Raw genomic sequence first — 21,326 nt, forward strand, 5'->3', positions numbered from 1 at the left:
GGGGGCGCCCCCCCGGGGGTTCCGGTTTCGCTGGGGCGGGGGTTCTCCATCCCCCCCGCCCCTGGCCCGGCCTGATGGTCACGTCACTTGCAGGTGACGGTGATTTCGAAGTTCTTGCTGATCATGCCTGCCATGGGGTTCTTCATGTCCGCGCCGGCTGCCTGACCGGTGATCGTGTAGGTGTTGCCGTCCACTTTCACGTCCGCAGAACCGGTCTTCATGCCCATGTTGTCGCTCACCGCGAGGGCGTTGCCGTCGACGACCATCCCAAGCGACTGGACTTTCGGCGGCTGACCGTCGGCCATCACCACACCCAGCCCCTGCTGACCACCCACGGCCGCACTGGCGATGTTGATCGTGCTGCCCTGCTTGACGCACGTCACGGAGTTCAGATCCAGGCCCTGCAGATCGCTTCCGTCGACCTTGACCGAGGTCTTCCCAGCGGAGGCCACCGCGACGCTGGTGGGCGCGGAACCCGTCGCCGAGCTGGTGCCCTTGCTGCTGCTGTTGTTGTCGGAGCAAGCCATCAGCAGCATGCTGCAGCCAACGACGCCGACACCGACCGCGAGAATTCGCTTCACCTGTGTTCCCTTCGTTCGCGCGGCGCCTCGGTGGCACCGTCACGAGCCAAGTACAGATGGTGGTCGTGGCTACCGATTCCAAACTTTTCGCGGCCTGGATGTCGTCGAGATCGACATCAGCGTGCGGTCTACTCCCATTTTCACGCGCTAGCGTGGATCTCGGTGACTTGTCGGTGGTGTGCGTCAGCATCCAGGTATGAATCGAGTGTTCCTCGGTACCGAAGCCATCGCGTCGGGGCAGCTCACCGAGCACGAGTTGCGCCGCTGGCATCGCTGCGTCTACCCCGACGTATACGTGCCGAAGTCCGCCGATCTGTCTCTGCGCGACCGGGCGTGGGCTGCCTGGTTATGGTCGAAGCGACGTGCGGTCGTCGCCGGCGTTGCCGCAGCGGCATTGCATGGCTCGAACTGGATTGACGCGAACGAGCCAATCGAGTTGATCGCTCCGAGCGCCAGACGCCATCAGGGATTGATTGTGAGGAACGAGACGCTCGCGGACGGCGAGGTCACCAGCGTGGGCGGAGTGCCGGTTACCACGCCGGCACGAACAGCTTTCGATCTTGGCCGTCATCTGCCTGCGACGACTGTCACCGCGCGGCTCGACGCACTGATGCGCGCCACTTCGTTCTCGGTCGACCAGGTCACACAGCTGGCGCTACGCCATCCGGGCGCACGTGGAGTACGACAACTAAGAGCCGTTCTCCCGCTTGTTGACGGTGGTGCAGCATCGCCGAAAGAGACCTGGCTGCGAATGTTGCTCGTAGAAGCGGGCTTTCCGTCGCCAACCACACAGATACCTGTCGCGGACGGCTGGCGTCTGCTGGCCGTCCTCGACATGGGCTGGGAGGACATCAAAGTCGCCGCCGAGTACGACGGCGATCACCACCGATCAATCCGAGCCCAGTACGTCAAGGATCGGCGTCGGCTACGCCGTCTCGAGGAGCTGGGCTGGATTGTGATTCGCGTGATCGACGAGGACCGCCCAAACGACATCCTCAGACAGGTACGTGAAGCATTCCGACGTCGAACCTCACCGAGATCGACGGTGGCGTGAGGTCTACGTGCACTTTCACGCGCCAGCGTCGATCTCGGGGACTCAGGGACGAGGACTTATGCCTTGGTGAGCTGCTTTTCGGCGTAGCGGGCAGCCCATTCCTTGCGCGGACGGATCGTGGTGTCGACATCGGTCGCCGTCGCGCGCAGCGCGGCCACCGTCGTCTCCTCACGTGCCTTGCGCGCGAACGGATCCCATCCGAAGAACCGGCAGGAGTTCTCCCACGTGATCTTGTTGATGTCGGAATCGTCGGCGCCCGCCGCGTTCAGCTCCGCGAGGACCTGCTCGGGTGCGTCGGGCCAGAAGCAGTCCGAGTGCGGGTAGTCGCACTCCCAGGCGATAATGTCGATGCCGATCTCGTGCCGCAGTTTCAACGACGTCTTGTCGGTGACGTAGCAGGCCAGCGAATGCTCGCGGAAGACATCGCTGGGCAGCTTGTCGCCGAAGTCGCGGCGCAGCCACTTCTGGTTGGTGTAGTGCCGGTCGCTGCGATCCAGATAGAACGGGATCCAGCCGATGCCGCCCTCGGAGAACGCGAACTTCAAATCGGGATAGTTGCGCATCGCCGGGCCCCACAACAGGTCCTGTGCACACATGGCCGACACCTGGGTGGCCAGGATGATCATGTTGTCGATCGGTGCGTTGGGCGCCATGCTGATCGCGCCGAAGCCGGTGCCGATGTGCAGGCACATCACCACGTTCTCCTCGGACAGCGTCCGGAACACCGGACCCCAGTAGTCGTCATCGTGGTAGCTCGGCAGGCCCTCCAGATGCGGAAGCTCGGGCATGGTCACCGCCCGACAGCCCTTGGCCGCGACACGGCGGATCTCGTCGCACATCGCCTCGGGATTCCAGGTCGGCAGGATGGCGATCGGGATGAAGCGGTCCGGGTAGGAGCCGGCCCACTCATCGATGTGCCAGTCGTTGTATGCCGACACCATCACCAGGGTGATGTTCTCGCGCGTCATGTTCAGGTGGCGGGCGGAGAACCCGGTGAACGTCGGGAAGCACATCGAGGCCAGAATCCCGTTGCGGTTCATGTCCCGAACCCGCTCGTGCACGTCGTAGACCCCGGGGCGCATCTCGGCGAAGCCGGCAGGGTCGCGGCCCCACTCCTCGGCCGGCCACGACACCACGGCATTGAGGCCGCTGACGCCCTGCGGGCGACCCTGATACATCCACTGGTCGACACCCTTGTCGTCGGTGACGACGATGGGCGCCTCGGGCTTGTACTTGGCGGGGACATGGTTGAGGAACATGTCCGGGGGCTCGACCACGTGGTCGTCAATGCTCACCAGGATCAGGTCGTCGACGTTCATGGCTTTAGTTGTACCCTCGATATTCGTGACCGTCTCCGCACATTCGGCCAGAGACTTGGCCGGAACGGCCAAAATTCGTCCGGGCGCTCAACCGGCCAACATCGGCCAGGTGGAGCTGCGCCGTGGCGGGCGGGTCCTGGCCGGCAGCTATCTCTACGAGGGCGAACTGCTGGTCACCGGCTGGCATTTCCATGATGTGCACCAGATCGAGTACGCGATCGGCGGGGTGGTCGAGGTCGAGACGGACTCGGGGCACTATCTGCTGCCGCCCCAACAGGCGGCCTGGATCCCGGCCGGGCTGGAACACCAGGCCACCATGAACCCGTCGGTGAAGACGCTCGCCGTGATGTTCGACCCGGAGCTCATCCCCGCCGCCGGTGACCGGGCCCGAATCCTGGCCGTCTCCCCGCTGATCCGGGAGATGATGCTGTACGCATTGCGTTGGCCGATCTACCGGGGCGGCGGTGATGACACCTCTGACGCGTTCTTCCGCACACTGGCCAATCTGGTCGCCGAAGCGCTGGATCACGAAGCGCCGCTGAGTCTTCCGAGTTCTCACGACCCTGTTGTCGCGGCAGCGATGGCTTACACCAAGGAACACTTGCAGTCGGTCACCCTTGCGGAGGTGTGCCGGGCCGTCGCGGTGTCGGAGCGCACACTGCGGCGTCAGTTTCAGAGTGAAGCCGAGATATCTTGGCGCACTTATTTATTACACGCCAGGATGCTCCGGGCGATGGCCCTGCTGGCCGCTCCCCTGCAGACGGTTCAACAGACCGCGACGGCGGTCGGCTTCGACAGCGTCGGCTCATTCACCCGGGCCTTCAGTCAGTTCTGCGGGGAAACCCCGTCGTCATACCGACGACGCGTCACCTGCACCAGTCCCTGATCCGACCCTGCGTTCGTGCCAGCGCAGACGCAACAACAACAACCCGCGGTGCGCCTCGAACCCCAGCGACAACGGGTGTCGCCAAGGGCCCGATCGTGATCGCCGTGTCTGTGTCACCACTCCACTGTGCCAGCCGGCAGACACCGGCCGCCGCGCCACACGGCCCGATGTGGTGGTTGTCACCTGAAGTTCGTTGTCTGTCAAGAATCCTCGTCGGTGCCCGAGATCGCCGCGACCAGCACGCCTAGTTCGCCACCGGCGGCGCCACGAATTTCTCGGCCGGCCCGCTTGGCCGACTCGGTGACGTCACCACGGGCAGCGACGGCGGTCGCGCGCAATTCTTCGATGTTGCGGCCCAGCGCTTCCCGAACATTGTCGCCCTGGGAGGCGGCCGTCGCCACCGCGAAGGCGCCGTCGAGGGCCGAGCCGGCCACAGTGCCCTGGGCGGAGGCCAGCGAACCGGCGACCTCGCCGGCATATCCGAGGACCGCCACCGGCAGGGTCGCCTGATGGCCGATGTAGCTGATGACGGCCGCGCGGAGGCGGCCGCCGGCCTCGCTGAGCACTTCCTGAACGCCCGTGCCGGTGCGTTCCCAGGCTGAGGCGATGGTCGCACCGTCCTGAATGGCACCGGCGAACGTCGCGGGTGCGTGAGCGATCGCGGTGGTGACATCGGTTGCCGCATCGACTAATTGGCTGCTGACTGCCTGGCCGACGGCGATCTGGCGTTCGAAGACCTGGCGGATGACGATGTTCGTCCGCGGTTCCCGCTCGCCGTCGCCGACCGTCTCGCCCGGCAGGAGCGCCTCATCGGGCTCTACGGTGATTGCGGGCGCTATAACATCGTCGATGGTCGGAACGGCGTCGACTGTTTCGGACTCGGTCGTGGATTCAGGCATGGTGCCAGTCAACCCGTCCGGGCCTACCGGGCGATATCGCCGAAGTGACGGGCGGGGCTCCGGCAGGCGAAGAGAAGGCAGCCGACTTTCAGCGGCTACCAGCCTGGCCCAAGCTTTCATACAGCAGTTTGCCAGCAATGGGTTTTATTCTCAGCTTCCGCGTCCCGGCGATTGTGACGCGCCACGTCGGTGCTTGCGCTGGAGGTCATCGCTTTGACAAAGCTCACTCGTCTCGGACTAGGACTCGGACTCGTCGGTGCCATGTCGCTGACCCTCGGATCTGGGGTCGCGCTCGCCGACGACTATGCCGGCCAGACCTACTCGGCTGCCTCCTCGGCCATCAGCGGCGCCGGCAAGAAGCCCGTGATTGCGACCTCTGTCGGTAATGCCCTGAGCCAGGGCGACTGCGTGGTGACCCGCTCGCAGTCCGCGCCGTGGCTCAAAGGTGACAACTTCTCCCCGGTCACCGACACGGTGCTGCTGTACCTGAACTGCAATGCCAAGCTTGCTACCGCCGGTCAGTCCGGCAACTCGCTGGCCAGTCCTGAAGGCGCGGCCGAAAAGGCCGCCGAGGATCAGCAGGCCGCCCAGCAGGCGGCCGCCCAGCAGAGCCAGTCGAGCGAGCTCGCCACCCCCGGCGGCAACTGACGACCTCGCGCGTCGGCTTGCCGCCACGACTGTTGGCGGCAAAGATCCGTGGCAATGAATGCACGACACGCCGCTGAACTCGCCGATCTCGATGCCATCGGACAAGCCGCACTGGCCGCTGCCGGTGATCTTTCAGCCCTAGAACTGCTCGACGCGGCCATCGCCCGCACCGAAGCCGCTCGCGGGCTCAACGCCGTCATCACCGATCTTTTCGAACGCGGGCGCGAACAAGCCGTCGCGCTCGACGAATCGGGCACGCTGCGCAGCGGTGCGGCCGGCCCGCTGGCCGGAGTTCCGTTCCTGCTCAAGGATCTTGGCGCGTCGCTGGCCGGCGCACGCGAGGCGATGGGTTCGCGGGCGCTGCAAAACCACGTCGCGTCCCACACCGCGTGGATCGTCGAGCGCTACCTGGCGGCCGGTCTCGTGGTGTTCGGCAAGACAAACACGCCTGAGTGGGGCAACCACTGCACCACCGAGCCCGCACTGTTCGGCCGCACCACCAATCCGTGGTCGCCCGACATCACCCCGGGAGGGTCCAGCGGCGGTTCGGCCGCTGCGGTGGCCGCGGGGATCGTGCCTGCCGCGTCAGGCGGCGACGGAACCGGCTCGATCCGTGTGCCCGCGGCTTGCTGCGGACTGGTCGGGCTCAAACCCCGGCGTGCCCGTACGTCATTCTCGCCGTCCGGGCACCTACTGGAGGGTCTGGCCGTCGAGCATGCACTGACCCGCACTGTCCGCGACAGCGCCGCCCTGCTCGACGCGGTGACGGGCGGCGCGCCCGGTGACCCGTACAACGCACCGTTGCCGGAAACAACGTTCCTGGACGCCATCGGCCGGCCACCGGCACCGCAGCGGATCATGATCGCCACACACTCACCGTTCCCGGCGCCCCCGACCGATCCACGGGTGGCGGCGGCCGTCGAATCTGCCGGGCGCACACTGGAATCCATCGGACATCACATCGAGCCGGGAGCGCCAGGTTTCGACGCCGGCGCCGTGGCCGACGCGATCTCGGTACTGCACAACGTCAGCAATGTGCAGTTGTACAACTTCGCCACATCACACCTCGGCCGCGACCCACGCGAGGACGAATTCGAGCCCAGCAGTTGGGTGATGATGCGCGAAGGCTTCACCACGACCGGCGTCGACCATGCCGACGCCATCGACACCATTCACAGCCAAACTCGCCAATTCGTCGAGGGAATGGGCGCCCACGATGTGCTGCTGGTGCCGACCCTGCTGGCACCGCCGCCAGGCTTCGGCATCCTGGACCAACCCCGAGGCACCACCCGGGCTTTCTTCGACGTCGAGTTCGCGCACACCGGGTGGACCACCATGGGCAATGTGACCGGCTGGGCGGCGATCTCGCTCCCGCTGGCCGTCACCGAGGACGGCCTGCCGATCGGGGTTCAGCTGATGGCACCCGATGAAGCGATCCTGCTGCAGTTGGCCGCCCAGCTCGAGCAGGCCGTGCCCTGGGCGCAGCGGCGTCCGCCGGGCTGGCTGGGCGCGCCGGCGTCCTGACTAGTGCGCCTGGGCGAACCGCACAGTGGCCGTCGCCCGCGTGACACACTGTGCCCATGGTTGTCTCTATCGCTCGTCCGAAGCTGGAAGGCAATATCGCTGTCGGCGAGGACCGCCAGATCGGCTTCGCCGAATTCGGCAGCGCCCAAGGCCGGGCCGTGTTCTGGCTGCACGGCACACCGGGCGCCCGACGCCAGATTCCGATGGAAGCCCGAGTGTTCGCCGAACAGAACGACATCCGGCTCATCGGTGTCGACCGGCCGGGAATCGGAGCCTCGACCCCGTTCCAATACGACAATGTGCTGGCCTTCGCCAGCGACCTGGCGATCATCGCGGACACCCTCGGCGTCGACAAGATGGCCGTCGTCGGGTTGTCCGGCGGCGGCCCGTACACGCTGGGCTGCGCGACGGCAATGCCCGACCGGATCGTGGCGGCGGCGGTGCTGGGAGGGGTGGCACCTACCGTCGGTCCGGACGCAATCGGCGGCGGGTTGATGAAGATAGGCACAGCCGCTGCTCCGCTCATCGAGCTGGCGGGAGCGCCGCTGCGACTGGCGGCGGTCAGTCTGATCCGGTTGATCAAGCCGGTGGCCGAGCCCGCCCTCTACATCTACGCCGGGATCTCCCCCGAAGGCGACCGCAAGATGCTCGTCCGCCCCGAATTCAAGGCCATGTTCCTCGACGACCTGCTCAACGGCAGTCGCAAGCAGCTGGCGGCGCCGTTCGCCGACGTCGTGGTGTTCGCCCGGGACTGGGGTTTCCGGCTCGACGAGGTCAAGGTGCCGGTCCGGTGGTGGCATGGCGACCGCGACCACATTGTGCCGTTCGCGCACGGCCAGCATGTGGTGGCCAGGCTGCCCGATGCCGAGCTCCACGAACTGCCCGGTGAAAGTCACCTGGCCGGCCTGGGTCGCGCCGAGGACATCCTGCGGACCATGATGGAACTCTGGGATCGCGACGAATCCGTAACCTAATTGCGGTGGATTCGCTTCGCGGACAACCGATCTGAACCGTCTGTCCCGCGCCGCGCTGGGTTATCCGGCGCGGCGCGGGCAGCGGGTGGTGCTACGCGCCGAGCTGACTCTTGATCAGCGTGTCCTGCTGCTGACCGAACTGGGTTGCCAGGTCCTTGGGGATCGGGTCACCGAGCGGGCCGGTGAATTCCAACGCCGAGGCCGCGTTGCCCTCGGTGAAGTAGAGGACACTCAACGACTTCGTGCCGTCCGGTGTCTTCCCGGTGATCAGCTGTCCGTTCTGTCCCACCGGAACGGAGAGCGTCTTTGAGTTTGCGACCGGAGTGGCGGCCTGCGCCGAGCTGATCGCACCGGCAGCAGCGCCGGGATCGCCCAGTACCCATACGGTGTCAGTGATCGTGCGTCCGTCGCGATGCGTGTAGACGGTCGTGGCGCCGGGCGTGCCACCGGGATTGAGGACCGGCGGGGCCGCGGTGTAGGCCATGGAATCGGTCACCACATTGGGGTCGATCAGCAATACGGTGTAGTTACCGGGGTCGGCTGCAGCCAGGCCGGTGCCGAGTGTTATTCCGGCCGACAGCAGTGCGGCGGCGGTCAGGCCGCCGAGGTGACGAGAGTTCATTACTAAGGCTTCCGTTCGAGGATATATCTACTGGCAAGTCAATTCGTTCGAGGTGCGTGATCAGCAGGGGTAGCAGGCCCAGCCGTGCCATCCGTCGCGCCAGAAAAAGCCTGCGCCGCAACCCATATTGCCGGTGCCCCCTTGGCAGTCCAGTGCGGTGATGATGGGCGAATTACTCGGACCGGATGGCGTGGCGTTGGTGGTGGATGCCGCATTGGCAGTCACTGCACCGGATAGCGAGCCGGCAATCATGGCTGCGGTAGCAATACCCATGACAAATTTACGCATGAAATCTCTCCCCCAATTCGGGTCGCTCAATAGGACTTGCCTACGTTACGACAGGCGATGAGCCGCAAGCGGTAATTCGGACGGTTTGTTCACAGACTTTTCGGCTCTCGCATTTGTCGGTGGTGCCCAATGCCCCCATCGAGGAGGGCCAGAAGTCCCTGTCGGCCGGGCATGGCCGCAGGAGAAGCTGATTGGCGAAATCACCGTCATCGAAAGGTCGAGCTATGAATGAAGCCCTCGCCGAGCGGAATTACGCATGGCGAATGATCCGAACTGCGCGTCTGTCGCAAACCACCGCGGCGCACGCCGACGGTGCCGACATTGTGACCGTCCTCAGTGAGGCGCTCGATGCCGGACTGGGTCGGTCGGAGATCATCGTTGAATTGGCCGATCTCGCAGCGCGGATGTTCGCGCTGTGCAATCCGCAACTGGTCGAGGGCGAATCCTGCCCGGCCTAATCGGTCAGTCCAAGCAGGGTGCGCTGCAACAGGTGCATAGCCACGGTCGTTGAGCGCTCGCGGATATCGGCGCGCTCGCCCGGCAGCCGCACCGGCCGGCTGACCGTGGTGCCGTCAGCCAGCATCACGCAAAACCACACTGTCCCAACGGGTTTGGCCTCCGTGCCGCCACCCGGTCCGGCGATCCCGGTGATAGCGACCGCGGTATCGGCGCCGAAGCGGCGCAGTGCGCCGACGGCCATCGCCTCTGCCACTTCCCGCGACACCGCTCCGTGCGTGTCGATCAGCGCCGGATCGACACCCAGAACCTCGACCTTCGCCTCGTTCGCGTAGGCCACAACCGCACCGGCCACGTAGGCCGACGACCCCGGCTGGTCGGTGAGGCGGGCCGCGAGCAGGCCTGCGGTGCAGGACTCGGCCGTCGCTATGCGCCGGCCCGCCAGAAGCCGGGCGACCAGATCGTCGATCAGCGAACCATCCTCGGAGAACACCATTTCCCCGTGCCGGGCTCGCACCAGGTTCATCAGCTGCTCATAAGCCTCGGCGCTCTGCGGCTCGTAACGGGTGACCATCTCGATCTCGCCGCGGCGCAGGCACGTGGTGATCTCCAGGTCGGCGAAGCCGGGAAGGCTTTCGGCTTCGCGCAATGTCTCGGCGAGCCCGGACTCGGCCAGGCCGAACATCCGGACCATGTCCTGCCGGTAGACGGTCCGGCCGGCGATCGCCTGCCGGACGCCCTCGTCGGCGATGGCTGCCGGCCACATGGCCTGCAGTTCGCGCGGCGGCCCGGGCAGCACCACAACCGTCGGCGTCCCGGGGACCACGACACCAGGCGCGGTGCCGACCGGGTCGAGGACGTGGGCGCCCACCGGCACCATCGCCTGCTTGCGGTTGGCGGCGAGGACGGCGTCGAAATCGACACCCGTGAACCGGGCCATCAGGTTCTTCAGGATCGCGGCGATCTTGGCTTCCAGCTCGGCGTCGAGCGTCAGGTCGCGACCGCAGAAGCCGGCCACCATTTCCACCGTCATATCGTCGGCCGTCGGCCCGAGACCACCGGTGGTGACGATCAGGTCGACACCCTCGGCGGCCAGGAACCGCAGCTGCGCCTCGATGTCGGCGGGCCGGTCGCCGCATATGGTGATGTGGGCCAGTTCGACGCCCAATTCCAGCAGGCGATCAGCGAGCCACGGACCGTTGCGATCGGCCACGCGTCCGGTGAGAACCTCGGTGCCGGTGATCACGATTCCCGCGCGCACGCTCATACCGAGCGAGACTACGCAGGGTGCGATGCCCCGATCAGTGCGGCGCCGCGCCGGGAGCTCGGACCACCAGCGGCACGGCGGGGAACGCGGCAGCGAGTTCCGCGCGCGACTTACGCAACGCCGAGGTGCCGTAGCCCTTCTTCCGATGGTCGGGATGAATCCAGATGCGGACGTTGACCTCGCCGCCGACCAGCTCGCCGAACACCATGCCAACCTTGTCGTCGCCGTCGATGGCAACGAACCAGGCCGCCTCTTCGGCGCTCAATCGGCTGCGCGCCGAACGAATTTCGTCGTCCAGGTTGCCGGCGGGCGCACCAGAACCGTCGCCCGCGGCGCCGATTTCCTGGGTGCGGGTGGCGAAGATGTCGCGGTCGGACTCGTCGGAGAACGGCCGAAGCTGCAGGCTCTCGTCCAAGCTCGCCGGCCGCTCCCCCAGAGTGAACGACAGCTGGCTGTTGAGGTCGTTGATCTCTTCGGCGATGCGGTCGCGGGATGCCTTGGTCACCTGGGCGAAGGACAACCCCAGGACGGCTTCACCGCCCACGTGGGACGTGCCTAGCAGCGCGGAGATGGCTTCCACCGCCGCGGCCCGGTCATCCGAGTCGACGATAGCGTCGAGCACTTCGTGGCGGCGCTCGAGCGCCTTCAGCAGAGCATCGGCAATCTCGCGGCGGGCGGCAGCGCGGTCGTGGTCGGTCATGGGGGTAAGCGTAGTTCGGCGGGCTGAGTTCGGCGGGGTCCGTGCCAACTCTGCCGCCGACGTGCAGGGATCGCCGCCGAGGTGCCGTGCCTGTCATGTTGTGCGCATCATGGAGGGGTTGGCGCCGGTGCCCTGGCGGATGCGGCGCGCGGGGGTTCCCTCTGCAAAGATGAACGCGCGGCAGATGACCGGTTGCGCTGGGGTGTCCTGTCGCAGATCTTGATACGAGGAGTTTGGGGACGGTGGCGAAGACCTTCGGGACGATCTTCGTCATCCTGCTTCTACTCGCCTGCGCCGGTGATCTGCGGGTGTTCAGCGGTCCGCAACCGCACCCCGCGCAAGACATCGAACTGACCGACGGCTGGCGGCTCACCTCCGCGCAGGGGCTGCCCGACGATGGCGCGAGGATCTCGGCGAACAACTACGACGCCGCGGCGTGGCACCCGGTGCGACGCATGCCGGCCACCGTGTTGGAGACCCTGCAGGACGACGGCGTCTACCCGAACCTCTACTACGGCAAGAACCTGCTGGAGGAGGTTCCTCAGGATCTCTACAAGCAGGACTGGTGGTACCGCACCACGTTCACCGCGCCCGCCGACTACCCGAACTATGTCCTGGACTTCCCCGGCATCAATTACCGCGCCGAGATCTGGCTCAACGGCCGCCGCGTCGCCGACAGCTCGCAGATCGTCGGCATGTACAACGACCACGAACTCGACGTCACACGCTGGGTCGTACCGGGCCAGCCCAACACCCTGGCCGTCAGGGTCACCCCGGAACGTGCCATCCAGGACGTCAACGGCGTGGAACTCGCCGACAGCTGGTACGACTGGATCAACTGGCGCTACCTGGGCTACCAGGGGCCGGACAAGAATCCCGCCAACGGAAACTCGTTCGTGCCCGACCGCAACGCCGGGATCTGGAAGCCGGTGTACCTCAAAACATCCGGACCCGTCTCGATCGGCGAAGCCACCGTCAACACCGAGCTGCCGTTGCCTGACACCGACAGTGCCCGTCTGACGGTCTACGCGCCGCTGCGCAACTACTCCGCCGACAAGGTGCGCGGCGTGCTGCGCGCCACCATCACCCGGGACGGTAAGGCGCCCATCCACGTCGACCAGCCGGTGTCACTGATGCCTGGCGAAGAACGTGAGATCACCCTGAGCCCTGACACTTTCGCGGCGCTGGTGGTCGACCACCCCGACCTGTGGTGGCCCTACACGATGGGGCGGCCCGATCTCTACGACCTGAAGCTGGAGTTCGTCCAGGGCGGCAAGGCGACCGAGGTGTCCACGCTGAAGTTCGGTATCCGCACCATCACTCAGGGCCGCGACACCGACGACACCTTCGCCGACCTGGGCACCGGCGGGAATTTCTACCTGCAGGTCAACGGCAAGAACTTCCTGGTCCGCGGTGCCACCTACACGCCCGACCTGCTCTACAAGTACGACCCCGACCGCGACGCCGCGATCCTGGGCTACGTCAAGGATCTCGGGCTGAACATGCTGCGGCTGGAGTCCAAGATCTCCTCCCAACGGTTCGTCGAGATGGCCGACGAGCTGGGAATTCCGCTGATGTACGGCTGGATGTGCTGCAACCAGTGGGAGAAGTGGCAGCAGTGGGACGACGAGGACCACCGTGTCTCGCAGGAGAGCCTGCGCTCGCAGATCGCGATGCTCCGCTCACACCCTTCGGTGTTCGTGTGGGCCAACGGCAGTGACGGCCGGCCTCCCGACGCAGTGCTCACCGAGTACCACCAGATCCTGTCCGACCTGCACTGGCAGAACGCCACCGTCGACACGGTGTCGCAGCTGAATCACGACGCCGCCGGCCAGCCGTTGTGGGATGGCATCCAGATGGCCGGCCCCTACACCTGGCGTCCGCCGTCCTACTGGTTCAGCGGCCAATACGGGGCGGCGCGCGGGGCGTCGGCCGAACAGGGCGATAACGAACACATCCCGCCGTTCGCAAGCCTGCGGAAATTCATCCCGCCCGACAAGCTGTGGCCGATCAACGACACGTGGTTCTTCCACGCCGGCTCGGATCCGCAGAACTCGCGGCTGACCAACGTCCAGCGCGTCATCGACCGCCGGTACGGCCCGTCGGCCAACGCGCGGATGTTCGCAGACAAGGCGCAGCTGGCGCACTACGAGGCCACCCGCGCCCAGTTCGAATCGTTCGCCGCCAACGGCTGGGACGGGCACAAGATGACGATCTACTGGATGCTCAACAGTCACTGGCCGTCGTTCTTCGGCAACATCTTCGACTACTACCTGCGTCCAGGCGGCGCGTACTACGGCGCCAAGAAGGGTCTGCAGCCGCTGTCGGTGGTGTTCGACTCCTACGCCACCGGCAACCACCGCCAGGCGAAGGTGACCGTCGTCAACCAGACCCAGGACTCCCGCGAGAACCTGCGTGTCCGGGTGCGCACCTACGACCTGAGCGGCGCACTACGTGACGACCGGGCCGCCGACGGCATCCACGTCGACCCGGGCGGCGCGGTCCAGGCGATCACCCTGCCGCCCGGCCCGCCGGACTCCCCGGTGTTCTTCGTGCGCTGCGAGTTGCTCGACCCGGGCGGCAACGTCATTGCCAACAACGTGTACTGGCAGTCCCGGCAGGTCGACGATGTCGGGCCGCCGGCCAACGACCTGGCCTTCAACTCCAACCAGGTCAGCTGGGCCGACATGACGGCACTGAACACGATGCCCAAGGTGCCGTTGGAGATCACCGCCAGCGCCGGCTCGGACGCCGGGCGTGAGGTCACCATCAGCCTGCACAACCCGACTCAGCAGATCGCCTTCTTCGAGCGCGCCGAACTGCTGCCCAGTCCGCTGGCCGACGAGATCCTGCCGATCGAGTACGACGAAAACTACGTCACCGTGTTCCCCGGTGAGACTGTCGACATCAAGGGCCACGTGCCCGGCGCGGGGCCCACCCCGTCGTGGGTCAGAGTCACCGGGTACAACAGCACTCCGGTGGTCGTCCAGGTTCGCTGACACGCACGGCGGGCCTCGGACAGCTCATCGATGCTCGCGTGCCCTACATTCGGTTCTAGCGTCGACACCCCGGAGACATCGGAAGGGACGGATCTTGCTGCAGCACGCGGTCGTCGTGGCAGCCGCCCTTGCCGGTGCGGTGTTTGCGGCCATCGGCATCGTGGTGCGCCAGCGGGCCACCATGGACGTGCCGCGGGATCAGGGCGTCAGTACCGTGATGATCTCCACGCTGCTGCGCCGCCGGCTCTGGTGGGCCGGCACCGCCTCCGCGGTGACGGGGTACGCGTTTCAGGCGGTCGCACTGGCCTACGGGTCACTGCTTCTGGTCGCCCCGCTCATGGTGTCGGCGCTGCTGTTCGCGCTGCCGCTGAGTGCGCGGCTGGCCCATCGTCGGGTCTCCCGCGCGGAGTGGGGTTGGGCCGTCGTGCTGACCGTCGCCCTCGGGGTCTTCGTGGCACTGGCCCGCACCAAGCCCGGTGACTACGAGGGCTCGGAACTACCTGCCGTGATCGTGGCCGGCATCAGTCTGCTGTTCGTGGCGGGCTGTCTGCTGGTGGCGATGCGGCTGTCGAACTGGCGGCGCGCGATCCTGCTGGCGGTCGGCGTGGGCGTGCTTTTCGGTGTGGTGGCGGTGCTGACCAAACTCGTCATGCACATCGTGCGCGAGGGCAGCATGCTGCGGCTGCTCACCACCCCGGTGCTGTACGTGGTGATCGCCGTCGGGGTCATCGCCACCCTGTTGCAGCAGTCGGCCTTCCACGCCGGGTCACTGCGGGCCTCGGTCCCGGCGATGCTGGTGCTGGAACCGGTGGTCGCCGTGTTGCTCGGCGAGGTGGTGCTGGGCGAACACCTGGCGGTCACCAAGCCCGTCGCCGTGGTGCTGGCGATCGCCGTCGGGGCCATGGCCGCCGCGACCATCGCCCTCGGGCGCGACGAGGGAGCGTGGGAAGAGGAACTGGAAGCGACGGCCAAGACCCGGCGGGGCAGCTAGCCCGCCCAGGGTCCGATGCCGCCGACCGAGTCAATCCGGATCCGGGTGAGGTAACCCGGTGGCGCGTCGTCGGGCGGGAACGGCACCCCCTCGGCCGTGATCATCACCTTCGCGAGCTCCCGCAGGAGTTCGGGGGCACCGCCCTCGACGATGCGGGCGGTTCCGGTCACCGACAGATACGGCCGCATGACCTCGCCCGGCTCGGTCGAGACGATCGTCAGCGCAACGCGGCCGTCGCGGCGCACGTTACGGACCTTCTTGTGCTCGCCCAGGTGAGCGGTCACCAGTTCGTCGCCGTCCTCGCCGGACTGCAGCGCCACCCACACCACCGACACCTGAGGGCTGCCGTCGGGGTTGAGGGTGACCAATGTCGCGTCCGCGCCCGATCCGATCAGTGCGCGTGCCTCGTCGTTGAGCTTCATGTGCGGGTCCAACGCCTCGTGGCGTGAGGCATTCCCCCGCCGCCGGTTCATTCGGCGTCACGGCGCGTTGGCGAGGGAAATTGTCACCTCTGAACCCCGTGGGTCGACGCCGTCGAGGATGCTCGATGGGACCCGGAAGACCCGCCCCGGCGACGCCGGCCAGGGCAAGATTTTCCTGCCGACGGTCCTACCATCCTGTTGCGCAACGACTTTGGGCGTGCGGACCAAGCGGTCGGTCCACAACAGCAGTCGATGCCGGGCCGGTGCGGGATCGCCCGGCCGCAGGATGTTCGGTGCGACCCAGCGCAGCGGGTCCGCTGCCTGGATGTGCACGCCCGATTGGGCCGGACGGTTGCCGTTGAGGTGAGCCCGCACCTGCGTGGCGACGTGGCGGCCGTCGAGGGCGGCGATGTCGGCGGTGTCCACCGGATGCAGAAGGTTGCCGACGGCGAAGACGCCGGGCCTGCTGGTGCGCAGGGCGGTGTCGACCACGGGACCCAATGTGCCGGGATCGATCTCCAGTCCAGCTGCCCTGGCGAGCTCATGGTCGGGGATCCAATCCCCGGTGAACACGACGGTGTCGCACGGCACGACGCGGCGTCCGCCGGTGTCGAGATTCTCGATCTCGACGCCGCTGACGACGGGCTTTCCGATGATGCGGGTGACACGCGTCCGGCGGGCGATCGTCACATCCATCAGTGGCGTCTTGCCCGCAAGATTGAACAGACCGTAGGACTCGGGCGACGGATACTCGGTCGTCATCAGTTCGGTCCGGCAGCCCGCGTGCTTGAGCGTGAGGACCGCCGAATAGCTGACCAATTCAGCACCCACGACGACGGCTCGTTGCCCGACGGCACGGTGTTTGAGGTGCACCAGGTTCTGCAACTGTCCCGTGGTGTAGACGCCGGCGGCACGGTCGCCGGGGATCAGGCGCGCCGGTCTGGCTCGCTCCCGTGCGCCGGTGGCCAAGATGATGGCCCGGGCTAGCAGGTGATTCCGCCCTCTGGGCGAGGTTGTTTCCAGTGTCATCTCGCCGGCCCAGCCGGTGACCATGGTGTTGGTCTGGATCGTGGCGCCCGCCTTGATCGCACGTCCGGCGAGCCGCCGTGCATAGGCCGGTCCGCTGATGAACGTCTTCATGTCGCGGATGCCGTAGCCGGGGTGGTCGCTGTGCCGCGGGATGCCGCCGGGTTCGGATTCCCGTTCGGCAACAACGACTTTGAGTCCGTCGTTGGCGAGAATAGCGGCGGCGGTGAGCCCGGCGGGGCCGGCGCCGATGACGGCGACGTCTGCGGTGTCGGTGGTGGTCATCGCTGGCTTTCTGCAGATGTGGTCGAAGTGGCCGGCGGCCTGGCTGAGCATGTGTCGAAGAGGTCCTGCACTTCCGCCCCGCAGTAGAACGCTTGGCAGCGGCCATTCATCGCCCTCGTGCGTCGCCGCAGCCCATCGAGCCCGGCTGGTGGAATCACCGACTGGCATGCGTCGCGAATCTCGCCGTGCGTGACCCGTTCGCAGAAGCAGACGATGCGGCCGTACGCCGCCTCGGCAGCAATCATGTCGGCCTGCTGATACGGGCGCGGAAACGCCTCACCGAGGTTGGGCATCCGGGGCGGATCAGGCAGTGCGCGGCGCGGCGTGAGGATCAGTCCGGCCGCGCTGAGTTGGTCGCGGACGTATTCGGCGACGGCCATCCCCGCGGTGAGACCGGTCGATCGAATACCGGCCACCAGCAGATACCGCTGAGCCGGGTCGGCCTCGATGAGGTAATCCGTACGATCGATCGCCGCTCGCAACCCGGCGTAGGTGGCGGTGACTTCTTCGTCGAGTAGCTTCGGCATGAGCTGACGACCCTTGCCGAGCAGGAAGTCGAAGCCGGCTTCGGAGGTGCCGGTGGCAGTACGGTCCTGCAGATCCTCGGAGGTGGGCCCCAACATGACATTGCCATAGATGGTGGGGCTGATGAGAACACCTTTGCCGCGCGCGGTCGGAACGGGGAGCACGATCTTGTCCACCAGTGGGCGGGCGAGCTTGTCGTAGACGATGAGTTCCCCGCGCCGGGGGGTGACCGTGAATCTGTGGTGACCGAACAGAGCATCGAGGTGGTCGGCGCCAAGCCCCGCGGCGTTGACAATCCATCTGGCGTTGACGGTCCCGTGGTTGGTGTGAGCCGACGTGGTCGCCGAGCCCACGTCGACGCCGACGACGCGATGATTGGTCAGCAGTGTCACGCCCCGGTTCACGGCATCAGTGGCTAACGCGAGATTGACGGTCCAGGTGCAGATGATCGATTCGTCGGGAACGGTCAGACCACCGAGGGCGCCGACGCCTAGGTTCGGCAATTCGGCGTATACGGCTTCCGCACTGACGATTTCGCATCGTTGGTAGCCGTTGGCTCGGGCCTTCTCCAGTAGACCCGGCAGTGCATCGAGCTGCTCCTGGTCCCAGGCCACCAGGATCGCGCCGGTGGGTTCGATCGGAATGCCGGTGCGTCCCGCATAGTCGAACAACAGGTGGTAGCCGCGGTTGACCAACATCGACTCCAGGGTGCCGGGCTTGGTGTCGTATCCGGTGTGCAGGATTGCGGTGTTGGCTTTGCTGGTGCCATCGCCGACATCGTCGCGCGCTTCGATCAGCGCGACCGACAGCTCGTGGCCTGCCAACTCACGCGCGATCGCAGAGCCGACGATGCCGCCACCGATCACGGCCACGTCGTAGACGGCGGTCATTCCAGGCCCCCGTGGGAGTAGGTGGTGGTGGCCAATTGCCGCCAACGGTCGCGGAATTCGGCTGCGCGGGCTGGCGTCCAGCTCGGCTCGTACGTCGCCGAGGGTTGCCAATCGAAGACGACCTCGCGTACCGACTGCTGTGGTTGAAGGCTGAGCCGGGCCAGTGCCGCGGCGCCGAGCGCGGTGGCGTGCGCTGATGGATAGATTTCGACGGGCAACTGAACGATGTCAGCGCAGGCTTGCATGAGCACCTTCGAATGCGTCAATCCGCCGTCAGCCCGAAGCGTCGTCAAGGGGCTGGCGGTGTCGGCGTTGATGGCACTGACCAGTTCGGCGATCTGTGCGGCGATGCCCTGCAGCATCGCCAGCACGATATGCCCGCGGCCGGTGGACAGCGTCATACCTGAAATCGACGCTGTGGCATTTGGTTTCCACCGCGGCGCGGCCAACCCGGCAAAGGCCGGGACGCACATGACCCCACCGCTGTCCTGGGCGGCCACGCCGTCCATTTCTTCGGCGCCGTTGATGACGCCGAGCGAGGACAGCCATCGGATCGCCGATGCGGCGGTGTAGACCTGACCGTCGACGCAGAAGGTGTCGGTGCCGGCCACCCGCCACGCCAGGGACGAGGTCAAGCCGCTTGCTGAACGCACTCCGGTGGCGCCGGTGTTGGCCAAGAGAAAGGCGCCGGTACCGAACGTGCATTTGGCCATCCCCTGCTCGAAGCACCCTTCCGCCAGGAGTGCAGCCTGTTGGTCGACGACTACGCCGCCAACGGGTATATCGGGGCCGAATTCTGCAGTGCTGCCGATTATTTCGTCGTTGGCAACAATCGTAGGGAGCCGCTCGTCGTCGAGCCCGAAAAGCGCGAGCAGCTCCGGGCTCCAATCCTGACCGCCGAGTTCGACGGCCAGAGATCGACTCGCTGTCGTGGCGTCGGTGACGAAGGCGCCGGTAAGCCGGTGCAACAGCCAGCTGTCCGATGTCGTGACCACCCCGCCGGTTTCGACGTTGCGGCGTAACCACGCCATTTTCGGCGCCGAGAAATAGGGATCGAGCACCAATCCGGTACATTCGGCCAGTTGTTCGGCGTGCTCGCTGAGCGCGTCACAAACTTCGCCGGCTCGCCGGTCCTGCCAGACGATCGCTTGTGTCAGCGGGCGTCCGGTCTCGGGGTCCCAGGCCAGCACCGTCTCGCCCTGATTGGCAAGCGAGACAGCGTGAATGGGGCGACCAGCCTGGGCGACGGCGGCGCGGCCGGCACTGAGAACGGACTCGAGTAGTTCATCGGGGTCTTGTTCGACGCCGCCGCCGTTCACGTAGCTCGAATGCACGGAAACCTCGGCCAGGCCGACGATCCCGTCCGCGGGGTCGACCACGATGGCTTTTGTGCCCGACGTGCCCTGGTCGACCGCCAGCACTGTCACTGGGTCACCGCCCTCGTGTCGTCATCGCCAACAGCAGTCTGGTCGAGTTCGGCGTCGATCGAACGCAATTCGGGCATCTTGAGCCCGTGCACTCCCCGCGTGACCAGCAGGTACGCCAGATAGATCGCACCGATCCCGACCATGACTGCCACATAGAGCCACGGCTCCTTGAAAGAGGAGTCCCGGAACAGGGACAAGGCGAGCACCAGCCAGATGACGGCGACGACCATGACCGGCACCTCCCAGCGGCCCAGGCTGAATCCGGAACTCGCCGGAAGTCGTCGCCTGGTGGCGATGTAGAGGCCGACGGTGATGGTGTAGATGATTGCGGGCAACAGCGTGGCCGCCGAGAACAGAATGAACAGGGCGTCGGTGCTGCTGGAGAACAACGCCAGGATCACCGCTGAGATCGTGGTCATGGCGATCGTCGCATTCAGTGGCGTCTTGAACCGAGGCGACACCTTGTGAAGGGCCTGCCAGCCGGGGAACCGCTGATCGCGCGACATCGCCCAGACCAACCGCACTCCGCTCATCACGATGACCAGACCGCACGCGAAAATGGCGATCGCCACCAGTACCAGCAACGCGGTACCCACGAACGAGCCGAGGATGTCCTGGATGACATCAGCGACCGGCGTACCGGATTCGGCCAGCGCGGTTGGATCGTTGACCGCTGCGGTGACGACGAGCAGGAAGAGGAATCCGAGTACCCCCGAGGCGAGTACGGCCTGCCACATTGCCCTGGGGACAACGATTTCCGGCTTCTTGGTTTCCTCAGCGAGGTTCGCCGCCGACTCGAAGCCCACGATGGTGAAAGCGCCGAGCAGGAAGCCGAGCATCCATGGGCCGACTGATGTTGTGGTCCCCAAGCTCCAGTAGCCTTCGGCTGGGATGTCGCCCCGGGAGAACAGGTTGCCCATCGACAGCTTGTGGGCGATGACACCGACGACAAACAGCAGCACCACCAGTGCGACCATGCAGACGAGTTCGGCGGTGACTGCGAAATTGTTCACGCGCTCAGTCCATTTGGTGGATAGTCCGACCAGTATGCCCTGGAGGACGAGAACGCCGGCGGTAATCAGGCACGACGTCAACGCGGTTCCGGTGAAGTCGAACAGGGCGGGCACCACGGTGGCGGCCACCGTGTAGTCCACGGCCACCGCGACGATCGCCAGGAAGGTGAACGAGATCCACCCGGTGATCCAGCCAAGTATGGGGTTGGCCAGCCGCGAGACCCACTGATATGCGTAGCCGGTCACCGGGATTCGCGCGGCAAGTGAGCCGAGCAGCAGGGCCACCGCGAGTTGACCCACAATGACGATGGGCCACGTCCAGATGCCCAGGGGGCCAGAGCTTTTCAGGACGCTGCCATAGGTGGTGAAGATGCCGGTCGCGATAGAGACGAACGCAAACGCGACAGCGAATGATGCGAAGCGTCCCGTGGAACGCTCGAGAGTGTCGGTGTACTCCCCGGCGCTTACCAGGGGTTTAGCCGACGGTGTGGAAGAATCTGTCATTGGATCGGGCTTTCTGACTGGAATTG

Annotated in this window: 20 protein-coding genes; 8 read left to right on the top strand and 12 right to left on the bottom strand. The window is 66.1% G+C overall.

Annotated features, from left to right (window positions below; all coding sequences use genetic code 11):
* Positions 1 to 83 precede the first annotated feature (83 nt).
* A complete protein-coding gene (locus CG716_RS15245; protein WP_094481007.1) occupies positions 84 to 581 on the bottom strand; it encodes a lipoprotein LpqH in 498 nt (165 codons plus the stop codon).
* A gap of 196 nt (positions 582 to 777) precedes the next feature.
* Here CG716_RS15245 and CG716_RS15250 point away from each other — a divergent pair, with 196 nt between their 5' ends.
* Positions 778 to 1,635 carry a type IV toxin-antitoxin system AbiEi family antitoxin gene (locus CG716_RS15250; protein WP_094481009.1) on the top strand — a complete coding sequence of 286 codons (858 nt, stop codon included), beginning with the start codon at positions 778 to 780 and terminating at the stop codon, positions 1,633 to 1,635.
* Positions 1,636 to 1,691: 56 nt separating this feature from the next.
* Here the strand turns inward: CG716_RS15250 and CG716_RS15255 are convergent, their stop codons facing one another.
* The gene (locus CG716_RS15255; protein ID WP_094481011.1) at positions 1,692 to 2,954 is read right to left on the bottom strand and encodes an amidohydrolase family protein; all 1,263 of its coding nucleotides are present in this window, start codon (positions 2,952 to 2,954) and stop codon (positions 1,692 to 1,694) included.
* A 25-nt stretch (positions 2,955 to 2,979) separates the two neighbouring features.
* On the opposite strand from CG716_RS15255, the gene CG716_RS15260 reads away from it, so the two are divergent.
* On the top strand, positions 2,980 to 3,840 hold the full coding sequence (locus tag CG716_RS15260) for an AraC family transcriptional regulator (protein WP_094481013.1): 861 nt from the start codon (positions 2,980 to 2,982) through the stop codon (positions 3,838 to 3,840).
* 200 nt (positions 3,841 to 4,040) lie between these two features.
* Here CG716_RS15260 and CG716_RS15265 read toward each other — a convergent pair whose 3' ends face one another.
* The gene (locus CG716_RS15265) at positions 4,041 to 4,739 is read right to left on the bottom strand and encodes a hypothetical protein (protein ID WP_094481015.1); all 699 of its coding nucleotides are present in this window, start codon (positions 4,737 to 4,739) and stop codon (positions 4,041 to 4,043) included.
* A 213-nt stretch (positions 4,740 to 4,952) separates the two neighbouring features.
* On the opposite strand from CG716_RS15265, the gene CG716_RS15270 reads away from it, so the two are divergent.
* The 3 genes from CG716_RS15270 to CG716_RS15280 are packed head-to-tail and all read left to right on the top strand — an operon-like array spanning position 4,953 to position 7,885.
* Positions 4,953 to 5,387, top strand: a complete 435-nt coding sequence (locus CG716_RS15270) for a hypothetical protein (protein WP_094481267.1) — start codon at positions 4,953 to 4,955, stop codon at positions 5,385 to 5,387.
* A 54-nt stretch (positions 5,388 to 5,441) separates the two neighbouring features.
* The gene (locus CG716_RS15275; RefSeq protein ID WP_094481017.1) at positions 5,442 to 6,911 is read left to right on the top strand and encodes an amidase; all 1,470 of its coding nucleotides are present in this window, start codon (positions 5,442 to 5,444) and stop codon (positions 6,909 to 6,911) included.
* A 56-nt stretch (positions 6,912 to 6,967) separates the two neighbouring features.
* Positions 6,968 to 7,885 (top strand): alpha/beta fold hydrolase, encoded by a 918-nt coding sequence (locus CG716_RS15280; RefSeq protein ID WP_094481019.1) that lies wholly within the window; start codon positions 6,968 to 6,970, stop codon positions 7,883 to 7,885.
* 91 nt (positions 7,886 to 7,976) lie between these two features.
* Here the strand turns inward: CG716_RS15280 and CG716_RS15285 are convergent, their stop codons facing one another.
* Together CG716_RS15285 and CG716_RS15290 are read right to left on the bottom strand one after the other, a co-directional pair.
* Entirely contained in the window at positions 7,977 to 8,507 is a 531-nt protein-coding gene (locus tag CG716_RS15285) for a hypothetical protein (protein WP_094481021.1), read from the bottom strand.
* Between the two features lie 60 nt (positions 8,508 to 8,567).
* Positions 8,568 to 8,795 (bottom strand): hypothetical protein, encoded by a 228-nt coding sequence (locus CG716_RS15290; RefSeq protein ID WP_094481023.1) that lies wholly within the window; start codon positions 8,793 to 8,795, stop codon positions 8,568 to 8,570.
* A gap of 224 nt (positions 8,796 to 9,019) precedes the next feature.
* On the opposite strand from CG716_RS15290, the gene CG716_RS15295 reads away from it, so the two are divergent.
* The gene (locus tag CG716_RS15295; RefSeq protein ID WP_094481025.1) at positions 9,020 to 9,253 is read left to right on the top strand and encodes a hypothetical protein; all 234 of its coding nucleotides are present in this window, start codon (positions 9,020 to 9,022) and stop codon (positions 9,251 to 9,253) included.
* Here the strand turns inward: CG716_RS15295 and CG716_RS15300 are convergent.
* Positions 9,250 to 10,518 (bottom strand): competence/damage-inducible protein A, encoded by a 1,269-nt coding sequence (locus tag CG716_RS15300; RefSeq protein ID WP_094481027.1) that lies wholly within the window; start codon positions 10,516 to 10,518, stop codon positions 9,250 to 9,252. The genes CG716_RS15295 and CG716_RS15300 overlap by 4 nt on opposite strands.
* A gap of 34 nt (positions 10,519 to 10,552) precedes the next feature.
* Complete coding sequence (locus tag CG716_RS15305) at positions 10,553 to 11,218, bottom strand: GNAT family N-acetyltransferase (protein ID WP_094481029.1); 666 nt, start codon at positions 11,216 to 11,218, stop codon at positions 10,553 to 10,555.
* A 242-nt stretch (positions 11,219 to 11,460) separates the two neighbouring features.
* Between CG716_RS15305 and CG716_RS15310 the strand changes: the two genes are divergently transcribed.
* Together CG716_RS15310 and CG716_RS15315 are read left to right on the top strand one after the other, a co-directional pair.
* Positions 11,461 to 14,217, top strand: a complete 2,757-nt coding sequence (locus tag CG716_RS15310; protein WP_094481031.1) for a glycoside hydrolase family 2 protein — start codon at positions 11,461 to 11,463, stop codon at positions 14,215 to 14,217.
* A 94-nt stretch (positions 14,218 to 14,311) separates the two neighbouring features.
* Positions 14,312 to 15,208 (top strand): DMT family transporter, encoded by an 897-nt coding sequence (locus CG716_RS15315; protein ID WP_094481033.1) that lies wholly within the window; start codon positions 14,312 to 14,314, stop codon positions 15,206 to 15,208.
* Here CG716_RS15315 and CG716_RS15320 read toward each other — a convergent pair.
* Genes CG716_RS15320 through CG716_RS15340 form a run of 5 tightly spaced genes read right to left on the bottom strand, consistent with a single transcriptional unit; the run spans position 15,205 to position 21,300 of the window.
* Positions 15,205 to 15,630, bottom strand: coding sequence for a PPOX class F420-dependent oxidoreductase (locus CG716_RS15320; RefSeq protein WP_094481035.1), 426 nt, complete (start codon positions 15,628 to 15,630; stop codon positions 15,205 to 15,207). The two genes, CG716_RS15315 and CG716_RS15320, sit on opposite strands and share 4 nt — an antisense overlap.
* Before the next feature lie 57 nt (positions 15,631 to 15,687).
* Positions 15,688 to 16,941: an NAD(P)/FAD-dependent oxidoreductase gene (locus CG716_RS15325; RefSeq protein ID WP_094481037.1), complete on the bottom strand. Its 1,254-nt coding sequence runs from the start codon at positions 16,939 to 16,941 to the stop codon at positions 15,688 to 15,690.
* The gene (locus CG716_RS15330) at positions 16,938 to 18,356 is read right to left on the bottom strand and encodes an NAD(P)/FAD-dependent oxidoreductase (RefSeq protein WP_094481039.1); all 1,419 of its coding nucleotides are present in this window, start codon (positions 18,354 to 18,356) and stop codon (positions 16,938 to 16,940) included. The genes CG716_RS15325 and CG716_RS15330 overlap by 4 nt, the downstream gene beginning before the upstream one ends.
* Positions 18,353 to 19,783 (bottom strand): FGGY family carbohydrate kinase, encoded by a 1,431-nt coding sequence (locus CG716_RS15335; RefSeq protein WP_094481041.1) that lies wholly within the window; start codon positions 19,781 to 19,783, stop codon positions 18,353 to 18,355. Before CG716_RS15335 ends, CG716_RS15330 begins: the two co-directional genes overlap by 4 nt.
* A complete protein-coding gene (locus tag CG716_RS15340; RefSeq protein WP_094481043.1) occupies positions 19,780 to 21,300 on the bottom strand; it encodes an amino acid permease in 1,521 nt (506 codons plus the stop codon). The genes CG716_RS15335 and CG716_RS15340 overlap by 4 nt, the downstream gene beginning before the upstream one ends.
* Between the last annotated feature and the right edge of the window lie 26 nt (positions 21,301 to 21,326).

The organism is Mycolicibacterium sphagni (assembly GCF_002250655.1).
GTDB classification, from domain to species: domain Bacteria; phylum Actinomycetota; class Actinomycetes; order Mycobacteriales; family Mycobacteriaceae; genus Mycobacterium; species Mycobacterium sphagni.